21 protein-coding genes and 1 pseudogene are annotated in these 25,160 nt (G+C 71.0%); 13 read left to right on the top strand and 9 right to left on the bottom strand.

From position 1 onward, the window contains the following. Positions 1-10 precede the first annotated feature (10 nt). Together G4Z16_RS07635 and G4Z16_RS07630 are read left to right on the top strand one after the other, a co-directional pair. Complete coding sequence (locus G4Z16_RS07635) at positions 11-1,795, top strand: PucR family transcriptional regulator (protein WP_197349998.1); 1,785 nt, start codon at positions 11-13, stop codon at positions 1,793-1,795. 363 nt (positions 1,796-2,158) lie between these two features. Next, complete coding sequence (locus G4Z16_RS07630) at positions 2,159-3,613, top strand: aldehyde dehydrogenase family protein (RefSeq protein WP_197349997.1); 1,455 nt, start codon at positions 2,159-2,161, stop codon at positions 3,611-3,613. Positions 3,614-3,829: 216 nt separating this feature from the next. On the opposite strand, the gene G4Z16_RS07625 is transcribed toward G4Z16_RS07630, so the two are convergent. Then, complete coding sequence (locus G4Z16_RS07625) at positions 3,830-4,201, bottom strand: nuclear transport factor 2 family protein (RefSeq protein ID WP_197349996.1); 372 nt, start codon at positions 4,199-4,201, stop codon at positions 3,830-3,832. Between the two features lie 76 nt (positions 4,202-4,277). On the opposite strand from G4Z16_RS07625, the gene G4Z16_RS07620 reads away from it, so the two are divergent. The 9 genes from G4Z16_RS07620 to G4Z16_RS07580 all read left to right on the top strand — a co-directional run bounded on the left by G4Z16_RS07620 (position 4,278) and on the right by G4Z16_RS07580 (position 15,755). Beyond that, positions 4,278-5,252, top strand: a complete 975-nt coding sequence (locus tag G4Z16_RS07620; protein WP_197349995.1) for a phosphotriesterase family protein — start codon at positions 4,278-4,280, stop codon at positions 5,250-5,252. A gap of 4 nt (positions 5,253-5,256) precedes the next feature. After that, on the top strand, positions 5,257-6,024 hold the full coding sequence (locus tag G4Z16_RS07615) for a phosphodiesterase (RefSeq protein WP_197349994.1): 768 nt from the start codon (positions 5,257-5,259) through the stop codon (positions 6,022-6,024). A gap of 271 nt (positions 6,025-6,295) precedes the next feature. Then, positions 6,296-8,209 carry an acyl-CoA dehydrogenase family protein gene (locus G4Z16_RS07610; protein WP_197354233.1) on the top strand — a complete coding sequence of 638 codons (1,914 nt, stop codon included), beginning with the start codon at positions 6,296-6,298 and terminating at the stop codon, positions 8,207-8,209. 177 nt (positions 8,210-8,386) lie between these two features. Next, a complete protein-coding gene (gene dxr, locus G4Z16_RS07605) occupies positions 8,387-9,637 on the top strand; it encodes a 1-deoxy-D-xylulose-5-phosphate reductoisomerase (RefSeq protein ID WP_197349993.1) in 1,251 nt (416 codons plus the stop codon). Continuing rightward, positions 9,634-10,938, top strand: a complete 1,305-nt coding sequence (locus tag G4Z16_RS07600) for a M50 family metallopeptidase (RefSeq protein ID WP_197349992.1) — start codon at positions 9,634-9,636, stop codon at positions 10,936-10,938. Before dxr ends, G4Z16_RS07600 begins: the two co-directional genes overlap by 4 nt. A gap of 205 nt (positions 10,939-11,143) precedes the next feature. Then, the gene (ispG, locus tag G4Z16_RS07595) at positions 11,144-12,307 is read left to right on the top strand and encodes a flavodoxin-dependent (E)-4-hydroxy-3-methylbut-2-enyl-diphosphate synthase (RefSeq protein ID WP_246530726.1); all 1,164 of its coding nucleotides are present in this window, start codon (positions 11,144-11,146) and stop codon (positions 12,305-12,307) included. Between the two features lie 165 nt (positions 12,308-12,472). Continuing rightward, positions 12,473-13,318 (top strand): GNAT family N-acetyltransferase, encoded by an 846-nt coding sequence (locus G4Z16_RS07590; RefSeq protein ID WP_197349991.1) that lies wholly within the window; start codon positions 12,473-12,475, stop codon positions 13,316-13,318. Between the two features lie 54 nt (positions 13,319-13,372). Continuing rightward, positions 13,373-13,945 (top strand): GNAT family N-acetyltransferase, encoded by a 573-nt coding sequence (locus G4Z16_RS07585; protein ID WP_197349989.1) that lies wholly within the window; start codon positions 13,373-13,375, stop codon positions 13,943-13,945. Positions 13,946-14,042: 97 nt separating this feature from the next. Further along, a complete protein-coding gene (locus G4Z16_RS07580) occupies positions 14,043-15,755 on the top strand; it encodes a proline--tRNA ligase (protein ID WP_197349987.1) in 1,713 nt (570 codons plus the stop codon). Positions 15,756-15,861: 106 nt separating this feature from the next. On the opposite strand, the gene G4Z16_RS07575 is transcribed toward G4Z16_RS07580, so the two are convergent. The 3 genes from G4Z16_RS07575 to G4Z16_RS07565 all read right to left on the bottom strand — a co-directional run bounded on the left by G4Z16_RS07575 (position 15,862) and on the right by G4Z16_RS07565 (position 19,137). Continuing rightward, complete coding sequence (locus tag G4Z16_RS07575; RefSeq protein ID WP_197349986.1) at positions 15,862-16,857, bottom strand: HpcH/HpaI aldolase/citrate lyase family protein; 996 nt, start codon at positions 16,855-16,857, stop codon at positions 15,862-15,864. After that, positions 16,847-18,064, bottom strand: coding sequence for a CaiB/BaiF CoA transferase family protein (locus G4Z16_RS07570; RefSeq protein WP_197349984.1), 1,218 nt, complete (start codon positions 18,062-18,064; stop codon positions 16,847-16,849). Before G4Z16_RS07570 ends, G4Z16_RS07575 begins: the two co-directional genes overlap by 11 nt. 149 nt (positions 18,065-18,213) lie before the next feature. Continuing rightward, positions 18,214-19,137, bottom strand: coding sequence for a LysR family transcriptional regulator (locus G4Z16_RS07565; protein WP_197349982.1), 924 nt, complete (start codon positions 19,135-19,137; stop codon positions 18,214-18,216). Between the two features lie 174 nt (positions 19,138-19,311). Between G4Z16_RS07565 and G4Z16_RS07560 the strand changes: the two genes are divergently transcribed. Next, positions 19,312-20,694 (top strand): CitMHS family transporter, encoded by a 1,383-nt coding sequence (locus tag G4Z16_RS07560; RefSeq protein ID WP_197349980.1) that lies wholly within the window; start codon positions 19,312-19,314, stop codon positions 20,692-20,694. A gap of 155 nt (positions 20,695-20,849) precedes the next feature. Here the strand turns inward: G4Z16_RS07560 and G4Z16_RS07555 are convergent, their stop codons facing one another. Both G4Z16_RS07555 and G4Z16_RS07550 read right to left on the bottom strand, forming a co-directional pair. Beyond that, positions 20,850-21,260 (bottom strand): SRPBCC family protein, encoded by a 411-nt coding sequence (locus G4Z16_RS07555; RefSeq protein ID WP_197349979.1) that lies wholly within the window; start codon positions 21,258-21,260, stop codon positions 20,850-20,852. Continuing rightward, positions 21,257-21,571, bottom strand: a complete 315-nt coding sequence (locus tag G4Z16_RS07550; RefSeq protein WP_197349977.1) for an ArsR/SmtB family transcription factor — start codon at positions 21,569-21,571, stop codon at positions 21,257-21,259. Before G4Z16_RS07550 ends, G4Z16_RS07555 begins: the two co-directional genes overlap by 4 nt. 236 nt (positions 21,572-21,807) lie before the next feature. Between G4Z16_RS07550 and G4Z16_RS07545 the strand changes: the two genes are divergently transcribed. Next, a complete protein-coding gene (locus G4Z16_RS07545) occupies positions 21,808-22,638 on the top strand; it encodes an enoyl-CoA hydratase/isomerase family protein (RefSeq protein ID WP_197349975.1) in 831 nt (276 codons plus the stop codon). 217 nt (positions 22,639-22,855) lie between these two features. Here the strand turns inward: G4Z16_RS07545 and G4Z16_RS32380 are convergent. From G4Z16_RS32380 to G4Z16_RS07535, 3 genes and pseudogenes are all read right to left on the bottom strand, one after another. Next, positions 22,856-22,981 (bottom strand): annotated as a pseudogene (locus tag G4Z16_RS32380) (IS630 family transposase); the annotation flags it as partial. Between the two features lie 14 nt (positions 22,982-22,995). Then, the gene (locus tag G4Z16_RS07540) at positions 22,996-23,928 is read right to left on the bottom strand and encodes an HpcH/HpaI aldolase/citrate lyase family protein (protein ID WP_246530725.1); all 933 of its coding nucleotides are present in this window, start codon (positions 23,926-23,928) and stop codon (positions 22,996-22,998) included. 118 nt (positions 23,929-24,046) lie between these two features. After that, positions 24,047-25,021, bottom strand: coding sequence for an aminoglycoside phosphotransferase family protein (locus G4Z16_RS07535; protein ID WP_197349971.1), 975 nt, complete (start codon positions 25,019-25,021; stop codon positions 24,047-24,049). Positions 25,022-25,160 lie beyond the last annotated feature (139 nt).

Here is a 25,160-nt window from a genome sequence, read left to right as displayed (position 1 = left end):
GAGCCTTGTTATGCCACCGACTCTCGCCTCGCTCGTTCAGCACTCCGCGCTCCGGCTGGCCGTGCTCACAGGGCAGGACCGGCTGGACACCGATGTGCGCTGGGCGCACGCCAGCGAGCTGGCGGACCCGACTCCCTATCTCGACGGTGGTGAACTCCTCCTCGTCACGGCTCTGAAGCTGGACGCCGAGGACCCGGAGGAGATGCGCGCCTACGTACAGCGGCTCACCGAAAAGGGCGTGGTCGGGCTCGGCTTCGCCGCGGGGGTCAACTACGAGAAGGTGCCGGACGCGATCGTCGAGGCGTGCCGCGAGGCGGGCCTTCCACTGCTCGAAGTGCCCCGCCGGACGCCCTTCATCGCCATCAGCAAGGCCGTCTCGGCCGCCATAGCGGCCGAGCAGTACCGGGCGGTCACGGCGGGCTTCGAGGCGCAGCGCGAGATGACGCGGGCCGCCCTCTCGCAGGAGGGTCCCGCGGCCCTGCTCACCAAACTCGCCTCCGAGGTGGCCGGTTGGGCCGCACTCTACGACGCCTCCGGCGCCATGGTCGCCACGGCGCCGGCCTGGGCGGTGCGCCGGGCCTCCCGGTTCGTCGCGGACGCGGAACGGCTGCGGGACAGGCCGGCCCCGGCCAGCGCCGTCGTCAGCGGGTCGGATTCCGGCGACGACCGCGTGGAGCTGCAGTCGGTCGGCAGCGGCCGCCGCGCGAAGGCCGTCCTCGCGGTCGGAACGGCCGCACCGTTGGGCACCGCGGAGCGCTACGCCGTGCACTCCGCCATCGCGCTGCTCACGCTCACGATGGAGCGGTCGAGGGCACTCCAGGAGGCCGAACAGCGCCTCGGCGCCGCGGTGATGAGGATGCTGCTCTCCGGTGAGTCCGACCACGCGCGTGCCGTCGCCGGTGCGCTCTACGGCGGCCTGCTGGACGCCCCGATGCGGGTCCTGGTGGCCGAGCCGGCGGCGGGCTCAACGACCCGTGGGCGGGGAAGCGCCAACGGGCACGCCGCTGTGAACGGGGACGGCCCGGCGGGCGGCGGCACCACTGTCGCCGCGGGTGCCGGCGGCGCGCCGGGAGGCAATCTGCCCGTCGTGACCGTCACAGAGACCTCGGCCGTGCCCGTACCCGTTCCCGAGGGCATCGCGGAGGATCTGCCGGGCCCCCTCGAACAGCTCGCGGATCTCGTCGAGACGGCCGCGGCGCGCAACGGGGAGGCCGTCCTCGTCGTGCCGGACGGCAGCCGTCTCGTGGTGCTCGCCGCCGACGGGGGCGCTGCCGTCGCCGCGTGCGCCCAGTACGCGGCCGCATGCGCCGACGCCGCCGAATCATCCGGTTCCGGCGGCGCACATCAATCCGGTGGTGCGGCATCCGCATCCGACGACGCGCTCGTCATCGGGGTCTCCGCGCCGGCCGGTCTCGCCGCCGCGACCGTCGCGTTCAAGCAGGCGGACCAGGCACTGTCGGTGGCCCGGCGCCGCGGCGCCCCGCTCGTCGAGCACGAGGACGTCGCCGCCGGATCCGTGCTGCCGCTTCTGGCCGACGACGCAGTACGGGCCTTCGCCGACGGTCTGCTGCGGTCGCTGCGCGATCACGACGCGAACGGGCGGGGCGATCTCGTCGCCTCCCTGCGCGCCTGGCTCTCCCGGCACGGCCAGTGGGACGCCGCGGCCGCCGATTTGGGCGTGCACCGGCACACGCTGAGGTACCGGATGCGCCGCGTCGAGGAGATCCTCGGCCGCTCCCTCGACGATCCCGACGTACGCATGGAGCTGTGGCTCGCCCTCAAGGCCACGGGATGACCTGCGGGAACCCTCCGGAGCGCGGGCTGACGGCTGGCGCGCCGCCGGATCTGTGAGCGGGCGGCCTTCGGCCTGGTGCGCACCGGCTCACGGTCCACATCGGTCGGCATCGTTGCGACGCTGGCGACGCGGCAAGCCGGTGGAACACGCTCGGTGTCCGTGCCAAACCGGCGTGTGGCGAGTCACAAGTCTGCCGTGGCGGACAAGAAATCCTGCCCTCCGCAGGCCCTACCGTTGGCTGAAGAGACGGATGAGCGCCGCCCCGGCACTCATCACCACAGGTACAGCGCGGCACAGCTCTGCCTGCCGTCTTCTCACGCTCACATTGCTCTGACACCACCACTCCGGAAGGGCGGCCCCGCAGTGACGACAGCGACTTCCCCGCACGCGTTCTGGCTCGCAGGCCGCGAGGCCACGGGCGACGACACGCTCGATGTCACCTCGCCCTGGGACGGCAGGGTCGTGGGAAGCATCAGCCTTCCCACGGCGGACCAGGTCGAGGAGGCCGTGGCCGCGGCCGCAGCCGTCGCCGACGAGTTCTCGGCGACCCCCGCGCACGTACGCGCCGCCGCCCTGGACCACGTCACGGCCCGCGTCCGCGAGCGGTCCGAGGAGATCGCGACCCTGATCTCGTCGGAGAACGGCAAGCCCATGAAGTGGGCGCGCGGCGAGGTCGGCCGGTGCGTCTCCGTCTTCCGCTGGGCCGCCGACGAGGCGCGCCGCTTCAACAGCGGCGAGGCTCAGCGGCTCGACTCCGACGCGGGCGGCACGGGACGCCTCGCTTACACCCGGCGCTTCCCGTTCGGACCGGTGCTCGGCATCGCGCCCTTCAACTTCCCGCTCAACCTGTGCGCCCACAAGGTGGCCCCCGCGCTGGCCGTCGGGACGCCGATCATCCTCAAGCCCGCACCGGCCACGCCGCTGTCCGGGCTGCTGATCGGTGAGCTGCTGGCGGAGACGGACCTGCCCGCCGGCTCGTGGTCCGTGCTGCCCGTGCCCAACGACCGGATGCCCGAGCTGGTGCAGGACGAGCGGCTGCCCATCATCTCCTTCACCGGCTCCGCGCCCGTCGGCTGGTCCATCCTCGACTCCGCCCCGCGCAAGCGCGTCACCCTCGAACTCGGCGGCAACGGCGCGGCGATCGTGCTGGGCGACTACTCCTCCGAGGACGACCTGGACTGGGCGGCGCAGCGCATCGCGACGTTCTCCAACTACCAGGCCGGCCAGTCCTGCATCTCCGTGCAGCGCGTGATCGCCGACTCCTCGGTCTACGACCGTCTCGTGCCGAGGATCGTCACGGCGGTCGAGGCTCTGCGCACCGGCGACCCCGCCGACCCGGCCACCGACGTCGGGCCACTGGTGAGCGAGGACGCGGCCAAGCGCGTCGAGTCCTGGGTCGAGGAGGCCGTCTCGGGTGGCGCGAAGCTGCTGGCGGGCGGCAAGCGCGAGGGTGCGACGTACGCACCGACCGTGCTGGAGGACGTGGGCCCCGACACGCAGATCGGCTGCGAGGAGGTCTTCGGGCCGGTCATGTCGCTGACGAAGGTGGAGGGCGAGGACGAGGCGTTCGCCGTCGCCAACAACTCCAAGTACGGCCTCCAGGCAGGCCTGTTCACGCACGACATCCAGGCCGCCTTCCGTGCCCACCGGTCGCTGGAGATGGGCGGCGTGATCGTCGGCGACGTCCCCTCCTACCGTGCCGACCAGATGCCGTACGGCGGCGCGAAGCAGTCGGGCGTGGGCCGTGAGGGCGTCCGCTTCGCGATGGAGGACTACACCTACGAGCGCGTGATGGTGCTGACGGGCCTGGATCTGTAGCCCTCGCCGCTTCCCGGGGGGCATCCGCAACGGCGGACCCGACGGAGACGGACGGACCCGGACCGGGCGTGGTGTGCGCGCGGTCCGGGTCCGCCGCGTCGTGTGTGCCGGATCGGCTCCTGTGCGGGTTCCTTGCGATGCGGGCGGACGGCGTGGTCCTCGCACCGGTGGGCCGCCCGGCCACCCGAGGACGGACCGGTCGGCGGGGTGGGGCGCTCAGATCGCCGCGAGGTCCCCGGCGAAGACGACCATCTGGTCGATGCGTTCGTCACGCAGGTGCACCATGTCGGTTCCCGTCAGCAGCAGTTGACCTGCTCCGTTGTGGTAACTCCAGCTGTAGCGCGCCCACTCGCCGGGGGCGTCGACCACCGTGGTCCGCGACACCTTTCCCGGGCCGTCGGGATGCGCGCGGAGTTCGTTGATGAAGTTCTCCACCGCCTCCACCCCGGTGCTGCGCCCCAGCGGCCCCCAGAAGAGGACGTCCTGCGTGAGTGCGCGCGAGAGCAACTCGGTCACATAGGCCTGGTTCGGGGCATTGAAGGCGGCAAGGAAGGTGTCTACAGCGTCTTCGCCGGGTTCGACGTGCATGCCCTCTGTCCTATCAGAAGCCCGCCCGCGGTAAAGGCCCCATCTCGTCGCTCGCTGCGCGGGGTAGGTTCGCCCCATGCCCGTGACCAGTGGGATCCAAGGGGCCGGACCGCTGCCCGTGGGTGCCGTCCGCACCGTTCTCGGTGATGTCTCGGGCGACCGGCTCGGCGTGTGCGACGCGCACGCCCATCTCTTCATCCGCACCCCGGCGCTGCCCGGCCAGGAGCTGGCCGACGCGGACGCCGCCGAGGCCGAGTTGAGCGCGTTCGCGGAGGCGGGCGGGCAGTCGGCCGTGCAGTGGACCCCGTACGGGATGGGTCGTTGCACGGGCGCGCTGGCCGAGCTCGCCCGGCGCACCGGGCTGCATCTGGTCGCCGCGACGGGCCTGCACCAAGCCGTGCACTACGCGGCTGTCCGCCCGGGACAGCTCAGCCCGACGGACGCCGAGGCAGCCGACCTCGCACAGCTCTTCGTCGAGGAGCTGACCCGCGGAGTGCGCGGCAGCGTCTGCGGGGAGGGACCGCGCGCCGGACTGATCAAGGTGGCGGGCGGGTTCCGCGGCCTGGACGCGCACGCGTCCCGCACCATGCACGCCGCGGCCGAGGCACACCACGCCACCGGCGCGCCCGTCGCCGTGCACCTCGAAGGCGGCACAGCCGCGCACGACGTGCTCGACCTGCTCTGCGAACGGGGCGGCGTGCCGCCGCACCGCGTACTGCTGGGCCACCTCGGCCGCTTCCCGGACCTCTCGCTCCACCGGGACGTCGCGCGACGCGATGCCTGGCTCGTCTTCGACGGCCCGTCCCACGTGCAGCACGCGACGGACGCGCGGCTGACGGAGTGCCTCCTTTCGCTCGTCGACCACGGGTGCGGGGAACGGATCATGCTCGGGTCCGACACCACGACGGCGGAGGCCCGCCGCGCTCCGGGTATGCGCCACCTGCCGGCGGTGCTCAGGCCGCGCCTCGCCCGTGAGCTGGGCACGGAGGCCGCCGAGCGGATATTCGTAAGCAACCCTGCCCGCGCTCTCGCGGCCGAGTGGAAGGACTGATCGGTTGTTCGTCTTCGCACACATAAGTGACACACACATCGGACAGGACCGGGGCGACGGCGGCGCCCGGGCCCGGGAGCGCACCGAGCGGGTACTGCGCTGCCTGGAGGAGCTTCCCGGCGAGCTGGACGCAGTGATCCTCACCGGTGACGTCACCGATCACGGCACTCCGGAGGAGTACGCGGAGGCCGCGAAGCTGCTCGACGGCTCCAGGCACGCGCCGCTGCACTGCCCGGGCAACCACGACGCACGCGGGCCGTACCGCGCCGCCCTCCTGGACGCCGATCCGTCCGACACCTCACCCGTCAACCGCCTGGTCGTACTGCCCGGCGCCACCTTCGCCATGTGCGACTCCAGCATCCCGGGACGCGGCGACGGCTACCTCGACGACGGCACGCTGGACTGGCTCGACAACGCACTCGCCGGAGCACCGCACGACCGCCCGGCCTTCGTCTGCTTCCACCACCCTCCCGTGCCGCTGCACGGGCAATACGTCGATCCCATACGCCAGTTCGGGGAGCAGCGCCTCGCCGCCGTCGTCGAGCGGCACACACATGTGGCGGCGCTGCTGTGCGGACACAGCCACACGCCCGCCGTCACGACGTTCGCGGGCCGCCCGCTGGTCGCCGCGCCCGGCGTCGTCTCCACGCTGAAGATGCCGTGGGAGGGCGAGGCCGGAGGGCCGCTCGACTACGACCTGCCCCCGATGATCGCGTACCACGTCCACGACGACGAGGGCCGCCTGACGACCCACTTCCGGGTGGTGCCCTGACAGTTCGCCGACGCCGCGCGGGCGTGGCCGGCCTCGGGACGGGGGGGGAGGGCCGGCCACGCCCGCGCGGCATGACCGCCTGGCCACCGGGCAAGAGGGCGTGCGACCGCGCCGTTCGCGCCGCGGCGCATCCTGGACACCGCGTGCGGGAAGTCTGGTACGCACCGGATGAATCGGGTACATACGAGCGAGTAGCACCGGCCGGTAGTGCGCGGCGTCATCCGGCGCCGCACGGCGTTCACTGTCCCTACCACGCGGCGAGATGAGTGAGATGACTGTCTCCGAGCGCGAAGCCCGAGAAGTAGCCGAGGCCGCACGCGAACAGGACTGGCGCAAGCCCAGCTTCGCCAAGGAAATGTTCCTGGGCCGCTTCCGGCTGGACCTGATCCACCCCCATCCGGAGCCCCCCGCCGAGGACGTGCGCCGCGGCGAGGAATTCCTGGCGAAGCTGCGCGACTTCTGCGAGACGACGGTCGACGGCGCGCGGATCGAGCGCGACGACCGCATCCCCGACGAGGTCGTCGCCGGGCTCAAGGACCTCGGCGCGCTCGGCATGAAGGTCGGCCCCGAGTACGGGGGTCTCGGCCTCACGCAGGTCTACTACAACAAGGCGCTCGCCATGGTGAGCAGCGCCAGCCCGGCCGTCGGCGCCCTGCTCTCCGCGCACCAGTCGATCGGGGTGCCGCAGCCGCTGAAGATGTTCGGCACCCAGGAGCAGAAGGACAAGTTCCTGCCGCGCTGTGCCCGCACCGACATCTCGGCCTTCCTGCTCACCGAGCCCGACGTCGGCTCCGACCCCGCGCGGCTGGCGACGACAGCGGTGCCGGACGGCGACGACTACGTTCTCGACGGCGTGAAGCTCTGGACGACGAACGGCGTCGTCGCGGACCTCCTCGTCGTCATGGCCCGCGTGCCGAAGTCCGAGGGCCACAGGGGCGGCATCACGGCCTTCGTCGTCGAGGGCGAGTCAGAGGGCGTCACCGTCGAGAACCGCAACACCTTCATGGGCCTGCGCGGCCTCGAGAACGGCGTCACCCGCCTCCACCAGGTGCGCGTCCCGGCGGCGAACCGCATCGGCAAGGAGGGCGAAGGACTCAAGATCGCCTTGACCACCCTCAACACCGGGCGCCTCTCGCTGCCGGCCACATGCGTGGGCGCCGGCAAGTGGTGCCTGAGGGTGGCCCGCGAGTGGGGCGAGGCGCGCGTGCAGTGGGGACGGCCCGTCGCCAAGCACGAGGCCGTCGGCAGCAAGATGTCGTTCATCGCCGCGACGACGTTCGCCTTGGAGGCCGTGCTCGACCTCTCCAGCCAGATGGCCGACGAGGAACGCAACGACATCCGGATCGAGGCCGCGCTGGCCAAGCTGTTCGGCAGCGAGATGGCGTGGACCATGGCCGACGAACTCGTCCAGATCCGCGGCGGACGCGGCTTCGAGACCGCGGAGTCCCTCGCCGCGCGCGGCGAACGCGGCGTACCCGCGGAGCAGTTGCTGCGCGATCTGCGCATCAACCGCATCTTCGAGGGCTCGACGGAGATCATGCATCTCCTCATCGCGCGCGAAGCCGTCGACGCCCACCTCTCGGTGGCCGGCGACCTGATCGACCCGGACAAGACCCTCTCCGACAAGGGCCGAGCGGCCATGGCCGCCGGCGGCTTCTACGCCCGCTGGCTGCCCAAACTCGTCGCCGGACCGGGCCAGTTGCCCGGCGCCTTCTCGGACTTCGGTGAACTCGCCGGGCATCTGCGCTACGTCGAGCGCACCTCGCGCAAGCTCGCCCGCTCCACGTTCTACGCCATGTCGCGCTGGCAGGGACGCATGGAGACCAAGCAGGGCTTCCTCGGGCGGATCGTGGACATCGGCGCCGAGCTGTTCGCGATGAGCGCGGCGTGCGTACGTGCGGAGAAGCTGCGGCGCGACGCGCTGAGCAGCGGCCCCGACGGCAAGGCGCCGTACCAGCTGGCGGACGCCTTCTGCAGGCAGTCGCGGATCCGGGTGGAGGAGCTGTTCGGGAGGCTGTGGCACAACACGGACGACCTGGACCGCAAGGTCGTGACCGGCATCCTCGACGGCGCCTACACGTGGCTGGAGGAGGGCGTCATCGACCCCTCGTCGGACGGCCCGTGGATCGCCGCGGCCGTACCGGGACCGTCGAAGAAGAAGGACGTCCACAGGCGGATCGGCTGAAGCCCCGCTGATCCGGCCTGGGAGGGGGTGGGCGCCCGGCGCGGGCACGCGCGCCGGGCGCCCGCGCCGGTGCGCCGGACAAGGTCCGGGGGCGGCCTGCAGTGCACCCGCGGATCCCGGGCGGACGGGACGGCAGGCGGTGAACGCGGCACGCGGAGGAACAGTCAGAATGGGGCCATGACCCAATCCCTCGCCGACCCGCACCTGCGGCCCTCCGCGCCGTCGGCCGTGCCGGAAGGCCCGCGCGACATCGTGATCCTCGGATCGACCGGCTCCATCGGCACCCAGGCGGTCGATGTCGTCCTGAGCAATCCCGGCCGGTTCCGGGTCACCGGACTCTCTGCCGCCGGGGGCCGCCTGGAGCTGCTGGCCGGGCAGGCGCACCGGCTCCAGGTGCGGACCGTCGCCGTCGCCCGTGAGGACAAGGCCGTCCAGCTGAGGGAGGCGCTGCGCGCCGAGTACGGGCCGGGGAACGCGATTCCCGAGGTGCTCGCCGGGCCGGACGCGGCGACCGAGCTGGCGGGGAGCGAGTGCCACACGGTGCTCAACGGCATCACCGGCTCCATCGGGCTGGCGCCCACTCTCGCCGCTCTCGAGGCGGGCCGGATGCTGGCCCTGGCCAACAAGGAGTCGCTGATCGTCGGCGGCCCCCTGGTGAGGGCACTCGCGGCACCCGGCCAGATCGTGCCCGTCGACTCCGAGCACTCCGCGGTCTTCCAGGCCCTGATGAGCGGCACCCACTCGGAGGTGCGCAAGCTGCTGATCACCGCCTCCGGCGGGCCCTTCCGCGGACGTACGAAGGCCGAACTCGCGGACGTCACGCCCAAGGAGGCGCTCGCGCACCCCACCTGGGAAATGGGCCCGGTGATCACCGTCAACTCGGCGACCCTCGTCAACAAAGGGCTGGAGGTGATCGAGGCCCACCTCCTCTACGACCTCCCGTTCGACCGGATCGAGGTCGTCGTGCACCCCCAGTCCGCCGTGCACTCCATGGTCGAGTTCAACGACGGCTCGACCCTCGCCCAGTGCGGGCCGCCGGACATGCGGCTTCCCATCGCGCTCGGCATCGGATGGCCCGAGAGGGTTCCGGACGCGGGGCCCGTCTTCGACTGGTCGCGCGCGATGGCGTGGAACTTCTTCCCGCTGGACGCCGAGGCCTTCCCGGCCGTGCCGCTCGCCTTCCAGGTCGGCAGGTACGGGGGAACCGCGCCGGCCGTCTACAACGCCGCGAACGAGGAGTGCGTTGATGCGTTCTTGAGCGGAAGGCTGCCGTTCCCCGGCATCGTGGATACGGTTGCCGCTGTGGTCGAGGAGCACGGGACGCCTGCCGAGGCGGCGCTGACGCTCGACGATGTCCTCGACGCGGAGACGTGGGCGCGCGAACGCGCCCGTGAACTGGCGACGGCAGCAGCGGAGGCCCGCGCATGACGACCCTCATGACGATTCTCGGCATAGTCGTGTTCGTCCTCGGTCTGCTCTTCTCCATCGCCTGGCACGAGTTGGGGCACTTCTCGACAGCGAAGATGTTCGGCGTCCGTGTGCCGCAGTTCATGGTGGGCTTCGGCCCGACGATCTTCTCCAGGCACAAGGGCGAGACCGAGTACGGCCTGAAGGCTGTGCCCCTCGGCGGTTACATCCGCATGATCGGTATGTTCCCGCCGGGCGAGGACGGCTCGCTGCGCAAGCGGTCGACCTCTCCGTTCCGCGGGATGATCGAGGACGCACGCGCCGCCGCCTACGAGGAGTTGCAGCCGGGCGACGAGAAGCGGTTGCTCTACACCAGGGCACCCTGGAAGCGCGTCATCGTGATGTTCGCCGGGCCGTTCATGAATCTGATCCTGGCGGTCGTGATCTTCATGACGGTGCTGATGTCCTTCGGCATCACCACGCAGACCACCACCGTCTCCTCCGTGTCCAAGTGCGTCATCCCGGCGTCGTCGAAGTCCGACAAGTGCCCGGCGGGTGCGAAGGACTCGCCGGCCAAGGCGGCCGGCATGCTGCCGGGCGACAAGATCGTGGCCTTCGACGGCAAGCGCGTCACCGAGTGGGGCACCCTCCAGCAGCAGATCCGGGACACCACGGGGCCCGCCACCATCACCGTCACCCGCGACGGCGACCGCAAGACCCTCCAGGCGGATCTGATCTCGAACAAGGTCGCCAAGTCCGACGGCCGCGGCGGCTACGTCGAGGGCGAGTACGTGACGGCCGGATTCCTCGGCTTCACCCCGGCCAGCGGCGTGGTCCCGCAGACATTCCCGCAGTCCGTCGACCGGATGAGCGACATGATGGCCTCCGGTGTGCAGGCGCTGATCGCGCTCCCGTCGAAGGTCCCCGAGCTGTGGGACGCGGCGTTCGGCGGCGCCGAGCGCAAGCAGGACTCCCCGATGGGCGTCGTGGGCGCGGCCCGCGTCGGCGGCGAGGTCTTCTCGCTCGACATCCCGCCCACCCAGCGAGTGGCGACGATGCTGTTCCTGGTCGCGGGCTTCAACCTGTCCCTCTTCCTCTTCAACATGCTGCCGCTGCTGCCGCTGGACGGCGGCCACATCGCGGGAGCCGTGTGGGAGTCGGTCCGGCGGGCCTTCGCCAAGGTCTTCCGGCGACCCGACCCCGGGCCGTTCGACGTGGCGAAGCTGATGCCCGTCGCGTACGTGGTCGCGGGGATCTTCATCTGCTTCACACTGCTGGTGCTGGTGGCCGACGTGGTCAACCCGGTGAGACTCGCGGGATAGCGGACCGCGCCGGCAGGGGCACGGCCGGGGGCGCCGCCGGAAACGCGGCGCCCGTCCCGCCCGGGAGGCATTTGCTCCGTATGTACTCTTCAGCCGGTTCGCGGAGAGGGATGTGCTCCCAGGGGCGGGGGTGCCGTAATCTCGGGGTCCGGAGCCCGTCGATCTCCCGGGACTTCTCGATCCACACCTTGGGGTTGCACGCCAGATGACAGCGACAGCGATTTCGCTCGGAATGCCGGACGTACCGACCAAGCTCACCGACCGCCGCAAGAGCCGGAAGATCCATGTCGGTCCGGTGGCCGTCGGCGGTGACGCACCGGTGTCCGTGCAGTCGATGACCACGACCCGTACGTCCGACATCGGCTCGACACTTCAGCAGATCGCCGAGCTGACCGCGTCCGGCTGCCAGATCGTACGGGTGGCCTGCCCCACGCAGGACGACGCCGACGCGCTCGCCACCATCGCGAGCAAGTCGCAGATCCCCGTCATCGCCGACATCCACTTCCAGCCGAAGTACGTCTTCGCCGCGATCGACGCGGGCTGCGCCGCCGTCCGCGTGAACCCGGGCAACATCAAGCAGTTCGACGACAAGGTCAAGGAGATCGCGCGGGCGGCCTCCGCCGCGGGGACGCCCATCCGCATCGGCGTCAACGCCGGCTCCCTCGACAAGCGGCTGCTGCAGAAGTACGGGAAGGCCACCCCCGAGGCGCTCGTCGAGTCGGCGCTGTGGGAGTGCTCCCTCTTCGAGGAGCACGGCTTCCGCGACATCAAGATCTCGGTCAAGCACAACGACCCGGTCGTGATGATCAACGCCTACCGGCAGCTCGCCGCGCAGTGCGACTACCCGCTGCACCTCGGCGTCACCGAGGCCGGTCCCGCCTTCCAGGGCACCATCAAGTCCTCCGTCGCCTTCGGAGCCCTGCTGGCCGAGGGCATCGGCGACACGATCCGCGTCTCGCTGTCCGCGCCGCCCGCCGAGGAGTGCAAGGTCGGCATCTCGATCCTGGAATCGCTCGGCCTGCGCCAGCGCCGCCTCGAGATCGTCTCCTGCCCCTCCTGCGGACGTGCGCAGGTCGACGTCTACAAGCTCGCCGACGAGGTCACCGCGGGCCTGGAGGGCATGGAGGTGCCGCTGCGCGTCGCCGTCATGGGATGCGTCGTCAACGGCCCCGGCGAGGCCCGCGAGGCGGACCTCGGCGTCGCGTCGGGCAATGGCAAGGGACAGATCTTCGTCAAGGGCGAGGTCATCAAGACCGTCCCCGAATCGAAGATCGTCGAGACCCTCATCGACGAGGCGATGAAGATCGCCGAGAAGATGGAGAAGGACGGCGTCGCCTCGGGCGAGCCGCAGGTCGCCGTCAGCGGCTGAACGAACCCCAGCCGTTCGTACGCGCGCCTCATCCGGACCCCGTCGCCGATGGCTGACGGGGTCCGGTGCCGCAGCCGCCCCCTGCCGCTGCAGGTACAGTCGGAGAAGCCCCCACTTCATCTCGTCCGTCCCCAGGGGTCATGTCACGGTGAGGCTGCCGACACGTTGTTGACCACCACCTCCACAAGGGTTGTCGACCCGGCCGAACTCGACGACGCGCTCGCCGTGCTGCGCCGCGAGCCCGTCAACAACGCCTTCATCGCCTCCCGCGTGCACGCCGCCGGGCTCGACGCGCTTCGCCTCGGCGGCGAGATGTGGGGCTGGTACCAGCGGGGGAGACTCAAGTCCCTCTGCTACGCGGGAGCCAACCTCGTACCGCTGTGCGCGGGGCCGGAAGCCGTACGCGCCTTCGCCGAAAGGGCACGCCGCCAGGGGCGCCGCTGCTCCTCGATCGTCGGCCCGGCCGAGGCGACCGCCGCCCTGTGGTCCTACCTCGAACCGCACTGGGGCCCCGCCCGCGAGGTACGCCGCCGCCAGCCGCTCATGATCACCGAAGAGCTCCCACGGGACGTGCGGCCCGATCCGCTGGTCCGCCGCATCCGCAAGGACGAGATGGAGCTCGTGCTGCCCGCCTGCGTGGAGATGTTCACCGAGGAGGTCGGTGTCTCTCCGCTCGCCGGCGACGGCGGCCTGGTGTACCAGTCCAGGGTCGCCGAACTCGTCGGCTCCGGCCGCTCGTTCGCCCGCGTCGAGAACGGCCGGATCGTCTTCAAGGCCGAGATCGGGGCGGCCACGCCGCACGCCTGCCAGATCCAGGGCGTCTGGGTCACGCCCGAGCGGCGCGGCGAGGGTCTGTCCGTGCACGGCATGGCCGCGGTGCTGCGTTACGCGCTGAACGAGGTCGCGCCCCTGGCGAGCCTCTACGTCAACGACTACAATCTCGCGGCCCGTGCCGCGTACAGACGCGTGGGCTTCCGCGAGGTCGGGGCGTTCATGAGCGTGCTCTTCTGAGACGGCCCGCCCACCGCGGGCAGTCGGCCGGGTAACTCCTAGTAGCCTCCCGGCATGCAGCATTCTGCCGGGGGACCATCACCCCAGGACCCCCGCGAGCCCCTCATCGGACCGCTCGACCTGGAAGAGAACGTCGACGACGCGCTGGCCGTGCAGGCCGTCGCCTTCGGTCTGAGCGACGACGAGATCGCCGTGCGGCGCCACATCGTGCTGCGCCATCTGAAGTCCCCCGGAGCGCGGGCGCTCGGCGCGCGCACACCGGAGGGCCGGCTGATCGGCTTCGTCTACGGAATGCCCAACGACCGCACGCAGTGGTGGTCCACCGTCGTTGCTGGCTATCTGCGCGCGGCCGGCTGCGAGGACTGGCTGGACGACTCGTTCGTCATCACCGAACTCCACGTCCTGCCCCTCCACCAGCGCCGCGGCATCGGCCGGCGCCTGATCACCATGCTCACCGAGACCGCCGAGGAGCCCCGGAGCCTGCTGTCCGCGATCGACACCGACAGCCCCGCCCGGCACCTCTACCACCGGCTCGGCTACCGGGACCTCGCCCGCAACGTGCACTTTCCGAGCGCGCCCAGCCCGTACGCGGTGATGGGGGCGTGGCTGCCGCTGAGGCGTTCCTGACAGCGGCGGGGGAATCGCATTTCCGTGCCGTGCGCGGGGCCGGATACTCTCCTCCTCAGTTGTTTCGACTGCTTTCAACCACCGCACGGAGAATTCCATGGCTGCCCGAGTCCAGCGTTTGTCCCGGTCGATGCTGAAGACACTGCGCGACGACCCGGCCGATGCCGAGACCACCAGCCACAAGCTGCTGGTGCGCGCCGGATATGTGCGGCGTGCGGCCGCGGGCATCTGGACGTGGCTGCCGCTCGGGCTTTCGGTGCTGGAGAACGTCACCCGGGTCGTACGCGAGGAGATGGACGCGATCGGCGCCCAGGAGGTGCTGCTCCCCGCGCTTCTGCCCAAGGAGCCCTACGAGGTCTCCGGGCGCTACGAGGAGTACGGCGATCTGCTCTTCCGCCTGGAGGACCGCAAGGGCGCCGGCTATCTGCTCGGGCCGACGCACGAGGAGATCTTCACCCAGGTCGTCAAGGACCAGTGCACGTCGTACAAGGACCTGCCGGTGACGCTCTACCAGATCCAGACGAAGTACCGGGACGAGGCGCGTCCCCGGTCCGGCATCCTGCGCGGCCGTGAGTTCACGATGAAGGACGCCTACTCCTTCGACGTCTCCGACGAGGGGCTGGCCGAGTCGTACGCGCAGGAACGCGAGGCGTACCAGCGCATCTTCGAGCGCCTCGGCCTCGACTACCGCATCGTCTCCGCCGTCTCGGGCGCCATGGGCGGCTCCGCCTCCGAGGAGTTCCTCGCGCCGGCCGCCGCGGGCGAGGACACCTACGCCCAGTGCCCCTCGTGCGGATTCGCGGCCAACACCGAGGCGCTGTCGGTCGCCGTCGTGCCCGCAGAGCCCGCCGACCATCCCGGGATCGAGGAGCTCGACACCCCGGACACCCCGACGATCGAGACGCTGGCCGGACACCTGGGCGTCCCGTCCTCGGCCACGCTCAAGAACCTGCTGGTGAAGATCGACGGTGAGATCGCGGCGGTGGGCGTCCCCGGCGACCGCGATGTGGACCTCGGCAAGCTCGCCGAGCATCTCGCGCCCGCCGAGGTCGAGTTGGTCACCGCGGAGGACTTCGTGGACCGGCCCGACCTCGTACGCGGCTACGTCGGCCCGCAGAACGGCATGGCAGGCAAGGCCTTCCGGTACATCGCCGACCCCCGCGTCGCGCCCGGCACCGTATGGATCACCGGTGCGAACAAGCCTGACAAGCACGCGCAGTACGTGGTGTGCGGCCGCGACTTCGAGGTGGACGACTACATGGACGTGGTCGTCGTCGAGCCCGGCGACCCCTGCCCGAACTGCGGCTCCGGCATCGTGCTCGACAGGGCGATCGAAATCGGCCACATCTTCCAGCTCGGCCGCAAGTACGCCGACGCCTTCGAACTGGACGTGCTGGGACAGGACGGCAAGCCGGTCCGCGTGACGATGGGCTCGTACGGCATCGGCGTGACGCGCGCCGTGGCGGCGCTGGCCGAACAGACCGCGGACGAGCAGGGGTTGTGCTGGCCGCGGGAGATCGCACCGGCCGACGTCCACGTCGTCGCGGCGGGAAAGGCTCTGCAGACCGAGCTCGCGGTCGACGTCGCGGAGAAGCTCGGTGCGGCCGGCGTGCGCGTGATCGTGGACGACCGTGCCGGGGTCTCGCCGGGCGTGAAGTTCACCGACGCCGAGCTGATCGGCGTCCCCACGATCCTGATCGTGGGCCGTGGCGCGAAGGACGGCCTCGTCGAGCTGAAGGACCGCCGCAGCGGCGAGCGCGAGGAGCTGACGGTGGCGGACGCCGTCGCCCGTCTCTCGTCCGGGGCCTGACCGGCCTGACGGGGCCGATGAGGGCAGGCCGCCCGCCGGATGCGCCGCCTGGCGCCGCTGACCTCGTTCCGCCCCGGTGCGCTCGCGCTCGGGGCGGCCGCCGCGTTCAGCGCTGCGAGGTCGTGCCGTCCCCGTTGTTCGGACCGGGCTCACGCCTCCTGTGCCGCATGAGGATCTGCTCGGCGGTGGCCGCCATCGCTTCGTCCACCATCCGGCCCTCGAATGTCACGGCGCCCGCGCCCCGTGCCTGCCCGTCGCGTACGGCGGCGATCAGGCGCTCGGCGCGGGCGAGTTCAGCGGCGTCGGGGGAGAAGACCTCGTTGATCACGGGAACGTGCGACGGGTGGATGGCCACCATGCCGGTGTAGCCGAGTGCGCGGTTCTGCTCGGCGAAGCGCCGCAGGCCGGCGAGGTCGGCGATGTCCGTCCACAGTCCGCCGACGGGGTGCTCCGCGCCGGCGGCCCGGACGTCCAGCAGCACGCGGGAGCGCAGCGCGTGGGTCTCCGTTCCCTCGGGGCTCCAGCGGTAGCCGACGGCGCGTTCGACGTCGCCGCCGGGGGCGGTGAGCGCGCCCGCGTAGGCGACGCGCGAGGACGCGGCGGCGATGTCGTGGGCGTCGCGAAGGGCCACGGCCGTCTCCAGCAGGGGCACCAGGGTGACGGCGCCCACCCGCAGGCCGTGCTCGTGCTCGCACCAGGTCAGCAGCCGGTCGGCGATCCTCACATCCCCCTCGGAGCGCACCTTCGGCAGGACGAGTCCGGCGAGGCCCGGGCGTGCGACCGCCCGCAGCTCCTCGGCGGCGGACCAGGCGTCGAGCGGACTGATCCGCACGAAGAGCTCCATGCCGCCCGCACCCCCGCCGTTGGCATCCGGCCGGGCGCGCTGGGCGACGGCCTCGGCCACGCGCTCGCGGGCAGCCCGTTTGTCCCGGCCGGCCACGGCGTCCTCCAGGTCGAGGATCGCCGCGTCGGCTCCGGATGCCTCGGCCTTGGCCAGCCACTCCGTCCTCGTACCGGGCACGAAGAGCAGCGAGCGCAGCGGCGTCCGCACGGTTGCGCCGTGCGCGCCCGCGCCGCCGTGCCCGTCCGCCTCACACGACACCGTGCTGCTCCAGTTCCGCGAGTTCCTCGTCGCCGATGCCGAGCCAGTGGTGGTAGACGAGCCGGTTGTCCTCACCGAGCGCCGGGCCGGTCCGCCACACCTGCCCCGGGCTCTGCCGGAAGTGGGGGATGACGGCCTGCATCCGTACGGGACCGAGATCGGGGTCCTCGACGGTGACGATGTCCTCCCGCTCCGCGTAGACGGGGTCGGCCGCGATGTCCGCGGCGTCGAAGACGCGGGAGGCCACGACCTCGTTGCGCGCGAAGAGTTCCAGGCACTCGTCCACGGGCCGCTGGGCGACCCAGTCGCGCAGCGCGGTGTCGAGGCGTTCGCGCCCGGCCTGCTGTGCCTCGGTGGTCTCGAACTCCTCCTCGGGCAGACCGAGAAGGCGGGCGACGTTGCGCACCGAGCGGAGCGTCGCCGACGTGACCGTGATCCACTCGCCGTCGCGGGACCGGTAGGTGTTGATCACGGCGGCGGGCGCGACGGCGAGCTGGTTGCCGGACCGCTCCGGCACCGTGCCCAGCTGGTCGTGCACGATGACTTGCCATTCGACGAGCCGGAAGAGCGGTTCGAAGAGCGCGAGGTCGATCCACTCGCCGTCGAAGTCCGGGTCGCGTTCACGGCGGTGCAGCGCGGCGAGCACCGCGTAGGCGCCCATCAGTCCGTTGACGGCGTCGCCGTGGGAGAAGCCGGTGTGCACGGGCGGGCCGTCGGGGAAGCCCGTCAGATGGACGACGCCGCTGCGTGCCTCGCCCATCTTCCCGAAGCCGGGTGCGTCGGCCAGTGAGGATGTGGCGCCGTAGCCGGAGATCTGCAGCAGCACCGCCTTCGGGTTCAGGCGGTGCACCGATTCCCAGTCGAGGCCCCACTCGCTCAGGCGTCCCGCCCGCAGGGTGACGATCACGACGTCGGCCCAGGCGACGAGGCGATGGGCGACCCGGCGTCCCTCCTCCTGGTGCAGATCGAGGGTGACGGAGCGCTTGTTACGTGCGGCGACCTTGAACCACAGCGGTGCCCCGTCGCGCCGCGGGCCCATGGCGCGGGCAGCGTCGCCGGAGCCCGGGGGTTCGACGTGTACGACGTCCGCCCCCTGGTCCGCCAGCATCGAGCCCGCCAGCGGCCCGGCCACGACGTGGGCGAACTCGACGACCTTCAAGTCGCACAACTGCCCGCGGCGTCCGGCGTCGTGGTGGTCGTCGGTCACATGCGCTCCCTCGCTCGGCACTCGCCCGCCGGTCGCAGCGGGCCCCTTCCGGCTCAGCCTCTCCGAGCGGAGAAATGCCTGTCCAGCAAGAAAGAACCATGAATCGATGCACTTTTCGCATGGGTCACGGGGCTGTCACGGGGTCGGCATCACGCCCACGAGACGCCCTCCGGGAGGCCGCCGCCGTCCTCGCGCAGCACATCGAGCGTGTCGAGGAAGCGGTGGGCGGCGAGCGGAACGGTCCGCCGGGCCCGCATGACGACATCGAGCCGCCGGTGAACCACGGGCCGGGTGAGCGGCCTGAGGACGAAGGACGCGGTGCCCAGCAGCGGAAGCACGAGGGCCGGCATCGCCGCCACCCCGAGTCCGGCCGCCACCAGCCCGCCGACCGTCGCCACACTGATCGCCTCCGCCGCAGGAGCCACCCGGGCGTCGATCTGCGCGAAGGTGGCGTCGGCGAGCCGTCGCACGCTGGAGTCCTGCCCGATCGCGAGATACGGGTGCTGTGCCAGGTCCTCCCACGTGACCTCGTCCTGTTCGGCCAGCTCGTGCCCGGGCGGCAGCACCGCGACGAACCGGTCGCGCACCAGCGGCCGGTGCTCCAGCTGTGCCGAGGGCGCGCCCGCCGTCGTGATCGCGAAGTCCGCGTCGCCGGAGGTGACGCGGTCCAGCACGGTGCGCTCCGGTCCGTCCAGGATGCGCACCGCCGCGTGCGGGCGCTGCCTGCGGAACTCGGAGATCACCTGTGGCAGCAGTACGGCGGCGACGGACGGCAGCGTGGCCACGGCGACCGTCCCGGACTCGCCGAGCAGGAAGCGCTCCAGCTCCTTCATCCCGGCCCGGTGCGCGCCCAGGATCTGGTCCGCGATGCGCAGGGCCTCCGTACCGGCCGCGGTCAGCTGCACGTTGCGGGTGTCGCGCTCCAGCAGCTGGGCGCCGAGCACCCGTTCCAGGTCGGCGACGGCCCTGCTCAGCGACGACTGCGATACGTGCAGCTGCGATGCGGCGGCCGTGAAGCTCGCCGCACGGGCGACGGCGGCGTACGCCGAGAGCTGGCGGAGTGTGGCATCCATGAGCGGCGAGCATAGGCGCAGCGAGCGGCGAACTGATGCGCAGATCGCATGAGTGGATCCCGGTTCAATGCTGGACACCCATTCGATCCGGCTCCGAAACTCTCGGGCAATGCGACGCCCCCACGTCCATGCGTCGCCCGTCGCCGGACCGCCCGGGAAAGAGAGCGAGAGATCATGCTGGCAGCACTGGGCTTCACCACCATCGGTCTCTTCCTCCTGCTCACCATGACCGGGCGCGTCTCCGTGCTCGTCGCACTCGTGCTGCTTCCCGTGCTCGCGGGGCTGGCCGGAGGCTTCGGGGGCGAGCTCGGCGGAATGGTCCTCGACGGGATGTCGACGGTCGCGCCGACCGGCATCATGATCGCCTTCGCGGTCCTCTACTTCAGCCTCATGGTGGACGCCGGCCTCTTCGACCCGCTGATACGCGGCATCCTCCGGGTGGCCCGCGGCGACCCGCTGCGGATATGTGTCGGCACGGCGGTGCTGACGCTCTGCGTGGCCCTCGACGGCGACGGAGCCTCCACCTTCCTCATCACCGTCTCCGCGCTGCTGCCCGTCTACCGTCGGCTGGGCATGAGGCCGCTCGTGCTCAGCGGGATCATCTGCCTGGGCGCCGGGGTGATGAACATGATCCCCTGGGGCGGACCGACCGTCAGGGCCGCGTCGGCGCTCAAGGTGGACGTCTCCGAGATCTTCGTGCCCGTCCTGCCCGCGATGGGCGCCGGCATCGCATGGGTTCTGCTGGCCTCGTATCTGATCGGGCTCCGCGAGCGGAAGCGACTCGGCTCCCTGGCCGCGTCGGACGGACGGGCCGAAGGCGCCGGCGAGGACGAGAGCGACGGGACGCCTCCCGAAGACCCGGGCAGCGGACCCTCTTCCAAGGCGGGCACCGCCACGGCCACCGCTGACCCGGCCACCGCCGCACCGGCCCGTCCCCGCACATGGCTGACGGTCTTCAACCTGGTGCTCACCCTCATCCTGCTGGTCGCCCTCGTACTGCAACTCATGCCGCTGCCGGTGCTGTTCGTCATCGGCTTCGCCGTCGCACTGCTCGTCAACCACCCCCGGTGGGAGGACCAGCAGGCGCTCCTGGACAAGCACGGCAAGAACGTGATCCTCGTGACCACCATGATCTTCGCGGCCGGCGTGCTCACCGGAGTCCTCACCGGCACGAAGATGCTCGACGAGATGGCCCAGGCCCTCGTCTCCGTCATCCCCTCATCGATGGGCGGCCATCTCCCCGGGATCGTGGCCGTCACCGGCATGCCGCTGAGCCTCGCCCTGACCCCTGACGCCTACTACTTCGGCGTGCTGCCCGTGCTCTCGGAGACCGCACAGGGATTCGGCACCGACCCGGCCGAGATCGCACGTGCGGCCATCCTCGGCCAGATGACGACGGGCTTCCCCCTCAGTCCGCTGACCGCCGCGACGTTCATCCTCGTCGGCATGACGGGCGTCCAGTTCGGTGAGCACCAGCGCTTCATCTTCGGCTGGGCGTTCGCGACCACGCTCGTGATGACCGCCGCGGCGATGCTGACGGGAGTCGTGCCGCTCTGAGCCGGGGCGGAACCGCCACGTGCGCCCACCAACACGCGCCCGGAACCCGCAAGAGGGCCTCACCACCCGCTACGAGGAGACCGCCACCAATCCACCTGGCCGGACTGCACAACGCAGGCATCTTCATGTGGTCCGCCCGAGCTCCGGACGAAACCCTAGGCAGCCTCGCCCAGGACGGAGCCGAGACGGTTCAGGAGGCCGGGCCACCCCTTGCCCATGCCGTCGAACGCCTGCCGGCCCATCGGGGAGTCGAGGTCGAAGCCCGCGTGGGTGAGGACGAGACGAGTGCCTTTGCCCTCCGGGTGCAGGGTCCAGGTGATGGTCGTGTCGAGCGAGCCCTCGGCGAATCGGTAGGCCAGCAGCCGCTGGTCGTCCACCTCGGTCACCTCGCAGGCCTGGCTTCCGAAGTGGCCCATGTCGAGGGTGAAGCGGTGACCGGCGACGGGCTTGATGTCGCCGGCGGCCCACCAGCGGGCGTGGAGTTCAGGGTCGGTGAGGGCATTCCACACCGCCGCCGGCGGGTGGGGCAGGAACTTCTCGCAAGTGATCGTGTTGTTCTCGTTCATGTCTCGTTGTCCTTGTCCAGAAGATCGGACAGCGCATCCATGCGCTGCTTCCAGTAGTGCTCGAACGGATGCAGCCACTCGCTCACCTCGGCCAGGCGTGCCGGTTCGAGGTGGTAGAAGCGGTGTCGGCCTCGTGGCTCCTCCCGCACCAGGCCGGCGGTACGGAGCACCGCCAGGTGCTCGGAGACCGCGGGCCTCCCAAGCTCGAACAACCCGGCCAATTCCCCTGTGGAGCGAGGGCCTTCCCGGAGGCTTTCGAGGAGTCTGCGGCGCACTGGGTTGGCCAGCACGCCGAACACGTCGGCAGGCATGACCGCATTATGCGTCGGAGAACTCCGACGCGTCAAGAATCTCCGACGCGTCCTGGCGTCAACAGTGACCCAAGGAAGCGCCCTGGTGACCTGAGTCGGAGATTCGCGTTGGTCTGGGTGTGCCGTCAACTGACGTGCAACAGGAGTGGATTGAGCGGTTGCGTCCGCACCGGACGCTGAAGCCGCATGGCCGGCGACTGGGGCCGCGCGGCATCGGACAAGCAAGGAGACCGCCCGTGAAACCGTGGACTCACTTTTCCGTGACGGAGGAAACCAGGAGCCTGTGGCGGGTCACCTTCGACAGCCCGCCGATCAACCTGGTCTCCCCGGAGATGCTCATCGAGCTCCCGGAGCTGGTCGACAAGATGGAGGCCGCTTCGGGGCTGCGTGTGGCCGTGTTCGAGTCGGCGAACCCGGACTACTTTCTGAACCACTACGACACCTCCCGGGTCGCCGAGACCCCGAAGGGACTCGGGGCAAGCGGCCACCCATTGCTGATCGACGCCAGCACGCGCCTGTCCCGCCTGCCTGTCGTCTCGATCGCGAAGATCCGGGGGCGGGTCCGGGGCGTGGGCAGCGAGCTGACGCAGGCGATGGACATGCGCTTCGCCAGCGAGAGTGCACTGTTCGGTCAGCCCGAGGTCGCCAATGGCAACCTGCCTGGCGGCGGGGGCCTCGAACACCTGCCACTGCTGCTCGGCCGGGCACGGGCTCTGGAGGTCGTCCTCTCCAGCGACGACTACGCGGGCGAGTTGGCCGAACGGTACGGATGGGTCAACCGCACGGTCCCCGACAGCGAGCTCGACCTCCTGGTGGACAGCCTTGCCAGGCGGATCGCCTCGTTCGACAAGGACTCGATCACCGAGGCAAAAAAGCAGGTCAACAGGTACACCCTCCCGTCCGGGGACGACCTGAAGTCCTCCTATGACATCTATTTCGAATCCTTTGGCTGGCCGGGATCCAGGCGCAGGCTGCCCGCCGCGGAGAGCGCGGGACGCAACCAGCCGAGCGACTACGAAATGCGCCTGGGGTATCACCTCGGACGCCAGCCGGAAGGGGACTCATGATGAAGCTCGTCAAACCCGAGCAACACACCGCCCATTGAGATGAGCACAGAGGTGAGGCTGGGCGTCGTCCTCGCGGCATCTGACGCCGCCGCAAGCATGACCAGCTGCCCCTTCGCGGGGGAATCGGCGTTAGGCTCAGCGGCCGCGCGGCATGCGCATGCCCTTGGGCACGGGGCCCTTCGGACTCCGAGGTTGCCTACGCGTTCACTCGGCGCACCTAGTGACCTGGGCCGGAGATTCGTTGGCAGTATGCGGCGACTTTTTCGAGGATCTCGTCGGCGGTCTTTGTCCACACGCACGGTTGGGGATTGTTGTTCCAGTCGGTGAGCCGGGCTCGGATGTCGCGTTCGACTCAGGTCACTGGCTGCGCCTCCGGTGGCGCCTGATGATGCGCTGGGCGTTCGCGGCCATGGCCTCGTCGACCATCCGCCCCTCGAAGGTCACTGCGCCCGCGCCCTGCGCCTGCCCCTCCCGTACGGCGGCGATCAGGCGTTCCGCGCGGGCGAGTTCGCCCGCCTCCGGGGAGAAGACCTCATTGATCACCGGCACATGGGAGGGGTGGGCCGTGAGCATCCCGGCATAGCCGAGCGAACGATTCTGCTCGGCGAAGCGACGCAGCCCGGAGAGATCCTCGACGCCCGACCACACACCGGTCACGGGGTGTGCGGCTCCGGCGCCCCGGATCTCCCGCAGCACGCGGGCACGCAGCGCGTGAGCCTCGGCGGCCCTGGAACTCTTGCGGCGGCCGAGGGTGCGTTCGAGCTCGCTGCCCGGCGTGATGACAGGACCGGTGTACGCGATGCGCGAGGCCGCGCCGAGGATGCGGCGGACGTCGCCCAAGGACCGCGCGGTGTCCAGCAGGGGAACGAGGGCGATGCCGCCCACCGGGAGACCCTGCTCGTGTTCGCACCGGGTCAGCAGACGGTCGGCCGTCCTCATCTCCTGCTCGAACTGCACCTTCGGCAGGACGAGTCCGGCGAGGCCGGGCCGTGCGACGGCCCGCAGCTCCTCGACGGAGGACCAGGCGTCGAGCGGATTGATCCGCACGAAGAGCGCCGCCCCGCCGGAGTCGCCCGCCTCGCCCCGGCGGACCAATGCCTCGACGACGCGAGCGAGGGCGGTCGGCTTGTCCTCGCCCGGCACGGACGGGTCCGTCAGGTCGAGGATTGCCGCATCGGCACCGAACGCCCCGGTGCCGGTCAGCCACTCCGTCTCCGCGGCGGGCACGAACAGCAGCGAACGCAGCGGAGCCCGCCGGGACCCGGTCGATTCGTGCGTCTCGAACGACACCGTGCTGCTCCAGTTCCGCGAGCTACTCGTCATCGATTTCGACCGGTGATGGTAGATGACAGGTTCGTGATCACCCAGAACGGGCCGAGACCTGAGATCCGACCGCGCCGCCGCCGCGTCAGAGCCAGCCCGCGAACTCCAGCAGCAGCTCCCCGTCCTCCCGGTTTCCGCTGCTCATGTGCCGTACGCCGGACTCCACCGCACGGTAGAGCGACCAGCCGCGCAGCCGCTCGCGGTCCACGTCCAGGGAGTCGGCGAGCTTGTTGAGGCGGCGCCGGGTCGCCGAGGCGGCGCCGGGGGAGGCGACCAGATCGTGCAGCCGGTCGCGGACCAGACGCGCCAGGTCGTAGGTGCGCTCGCCCAGCAGCGGGTCCGGCCCGGTCGCGAGCCACGGCGCACGGTCGGCGTCCGCGGCCAGCACCGCGCCCTGCCTGAAGTCGCCGTGCAGCAGCACCTGTTCGGGAGGATCGCGGAGCAGCGCGTCCCGCAGCTCCAGCGCCTCGTCCCGGAGCGGCCGCACCTCCTCCGGCGTCGCCGGTGAACGCAGGAACTCGCAGCTGGCCGCGGTGTGCTCGGCGACCGTGCTCAGGTGGTCGGTGCCGCGGACCGCACCGCCGTCGCCCTCGGCCGGGATCCACAGCCGGCGCGCCGCCGAGGCGGCCTCCAGCGTCGCCTTCGCCTCCGGTAGCGACCGCAGCGACATCTCCCCGTGCAGCCGCTCCAGCAGCAGGGCACCTTCCGCGGCGTCGGAGCGCAGCAGCCGCACGGCGCCCCGCCCGTCCCAGCGCGCGAGAGCGGCGCCTTCCCGCTCGGTGCGCTCCCGCGCCCCGTAGACGTAGGGAGCGAGCAGCTTCAGTGCCGCCGGAGCCCCGTCCGCCTGGTGCACGAGCATCACCAGGCTGCTGCGGCCGCCGGGGGAGACCACGCGGTCCGGCACCAGCTCCCACTTCTCCAGCATCCGCTCCAGCGTCGACGGCAGCTCCCCGAGCCATTCCTCACCGGACCTGCCCAACTCCTCGCCCGCGTGGCCGTGCTGGGAGGCGAGGGTGCGCACGAGCCGCTGCGGAGGTTCGAGAGGCAGTGCAGAAGGCATGCGGTGACGTGGACCTTTCCGGACGGCGTGCGGTGGACGGCGGGACACGGACGTGCGGTGTTGTGCCGTGCAGGGCGGTGCGGTTCGGCGCGTGCGAACGGTTGCGCAACGCCCGGTGCCGGTTCGCCGGCTCCGCCTT

Source organism: Streptomyces bathyalis, from assembly GCF_015910445.1.
GTDB classification, from domain to species: domain Bacteria; phylum Actinomycetota; class Actinomycetes; order Streptomycetales; family Streptomycetaceae; genus Streptomyces; species Streptomyces bathyalis.
The sequence above is the reverse complement of the archived record's forward strand: the minus strand, read 5'-3'. Positions and strand labels throughout refer to the sequence as shown.

Excerpts from the sequence above, each read along its gene's own strand:
- G4Z16_RS07635 (WP_197349998.1), top strand. The coding sequence starts at position 11 with ATGCCACCGACTCTCGCCTCGCTCGTTCAGCACTCCGCGCTCCGGCTG.
- G4Z16_RS07625 (WP_197349996.1), bottom strand. The coding sequence starts at position 4,201 with ATGCACGTCGAACCCGGCGAAGACGCTGTAGACACCTTCCTTGCCGCC.
- G4Z16_RS07620 (WP_197349995.1), top strand. The coding sequence starts at position 4,278 with ATGCCCGTGACCAGTGGGATCCAAGGGGCCGGACCGCTGCCCGTGGGT.
- G4Z16_RS07610 (WP_197354233.1), top strand. The coding sequence starts at position 6,296 with ATGACTGTCTCCGAGCGCGAAGCCCGAGAAGTAGCCGAGGCCGCACGC.
- dxr (WP_197349993.1), top strand. The coding sequence starts at position 8,387 with ATGACCCAATCCCTCGCCGACCCGCACCTGCGGCCCTCCGCGCCGTCG.
- G4Z16_RS07600 (WP_197349992.1), top strand. The coding sequence starts at position 9,634 with ATGACGACCCTCATGACGATTCTCGGCATAGTCGTGTTCGTCCTCGGT.
- ispG (WP_246530726.1), top strand. The coding sequence starts at position 11,144 with ATGACAGCGACAGCGATTTCGCTCGGAATGCCGGACGTACCGACCAAG.
- G4Z16_RS07585 (WP_197349989.1), top strand. The coding sequence starts at position 13,373 with ATGCAGCATTCTGCCGGGGGACCATCACCCCAGGACCCCCGCGAGCCC.
- G4Z16_RS07580 (WP_197349987.1), top strand. The coding sequence starts at position 14,043 with ATGGCTGCCCGAGTCCAGCGTTTGTCCCGGTCGATGCTGAAGACACTG.
- G4Z16_RS07565 (WP_197349982.1), bottom strand. The coding sequence starts at position 19,137 with ATGGATGCCACACTCCGCCAGCTCTCGGCGTACGCCGCCGTCGCCCGT.
- G4Z16_RS07560 (WP_197349980.1), top strand. The coding sequence starts at position 19,312 with ATGCTGGCAGCACTGGGCTTCACCACCATCGGTCTCTTCCTCCTGCTC.
- G4Z16_RS07555 (WP_197349979.1), bottom strand. The coding sequence starts at position 21,260 with ATGAACGAGAACAACACGATCACTTGCGAGAAGTTCCTGCCCCACCCG.
- G4Z16_RS07550 (WP_197349977.1), bottom strand. The coding sequence starts at position 21,571 with ATGCCTGCCGACGTGTTCGGCGTGCTGGCCAACCCAGTGCGCCGCAGA.
- G4Z16_RS07535 (WP_197349971.1), bottom strand. The coding sequence starts at position 25,021 with ATGCCTTCTGCACTGCCTCTCGAACCTCCGCAGCGGCTCGTGCGCACC.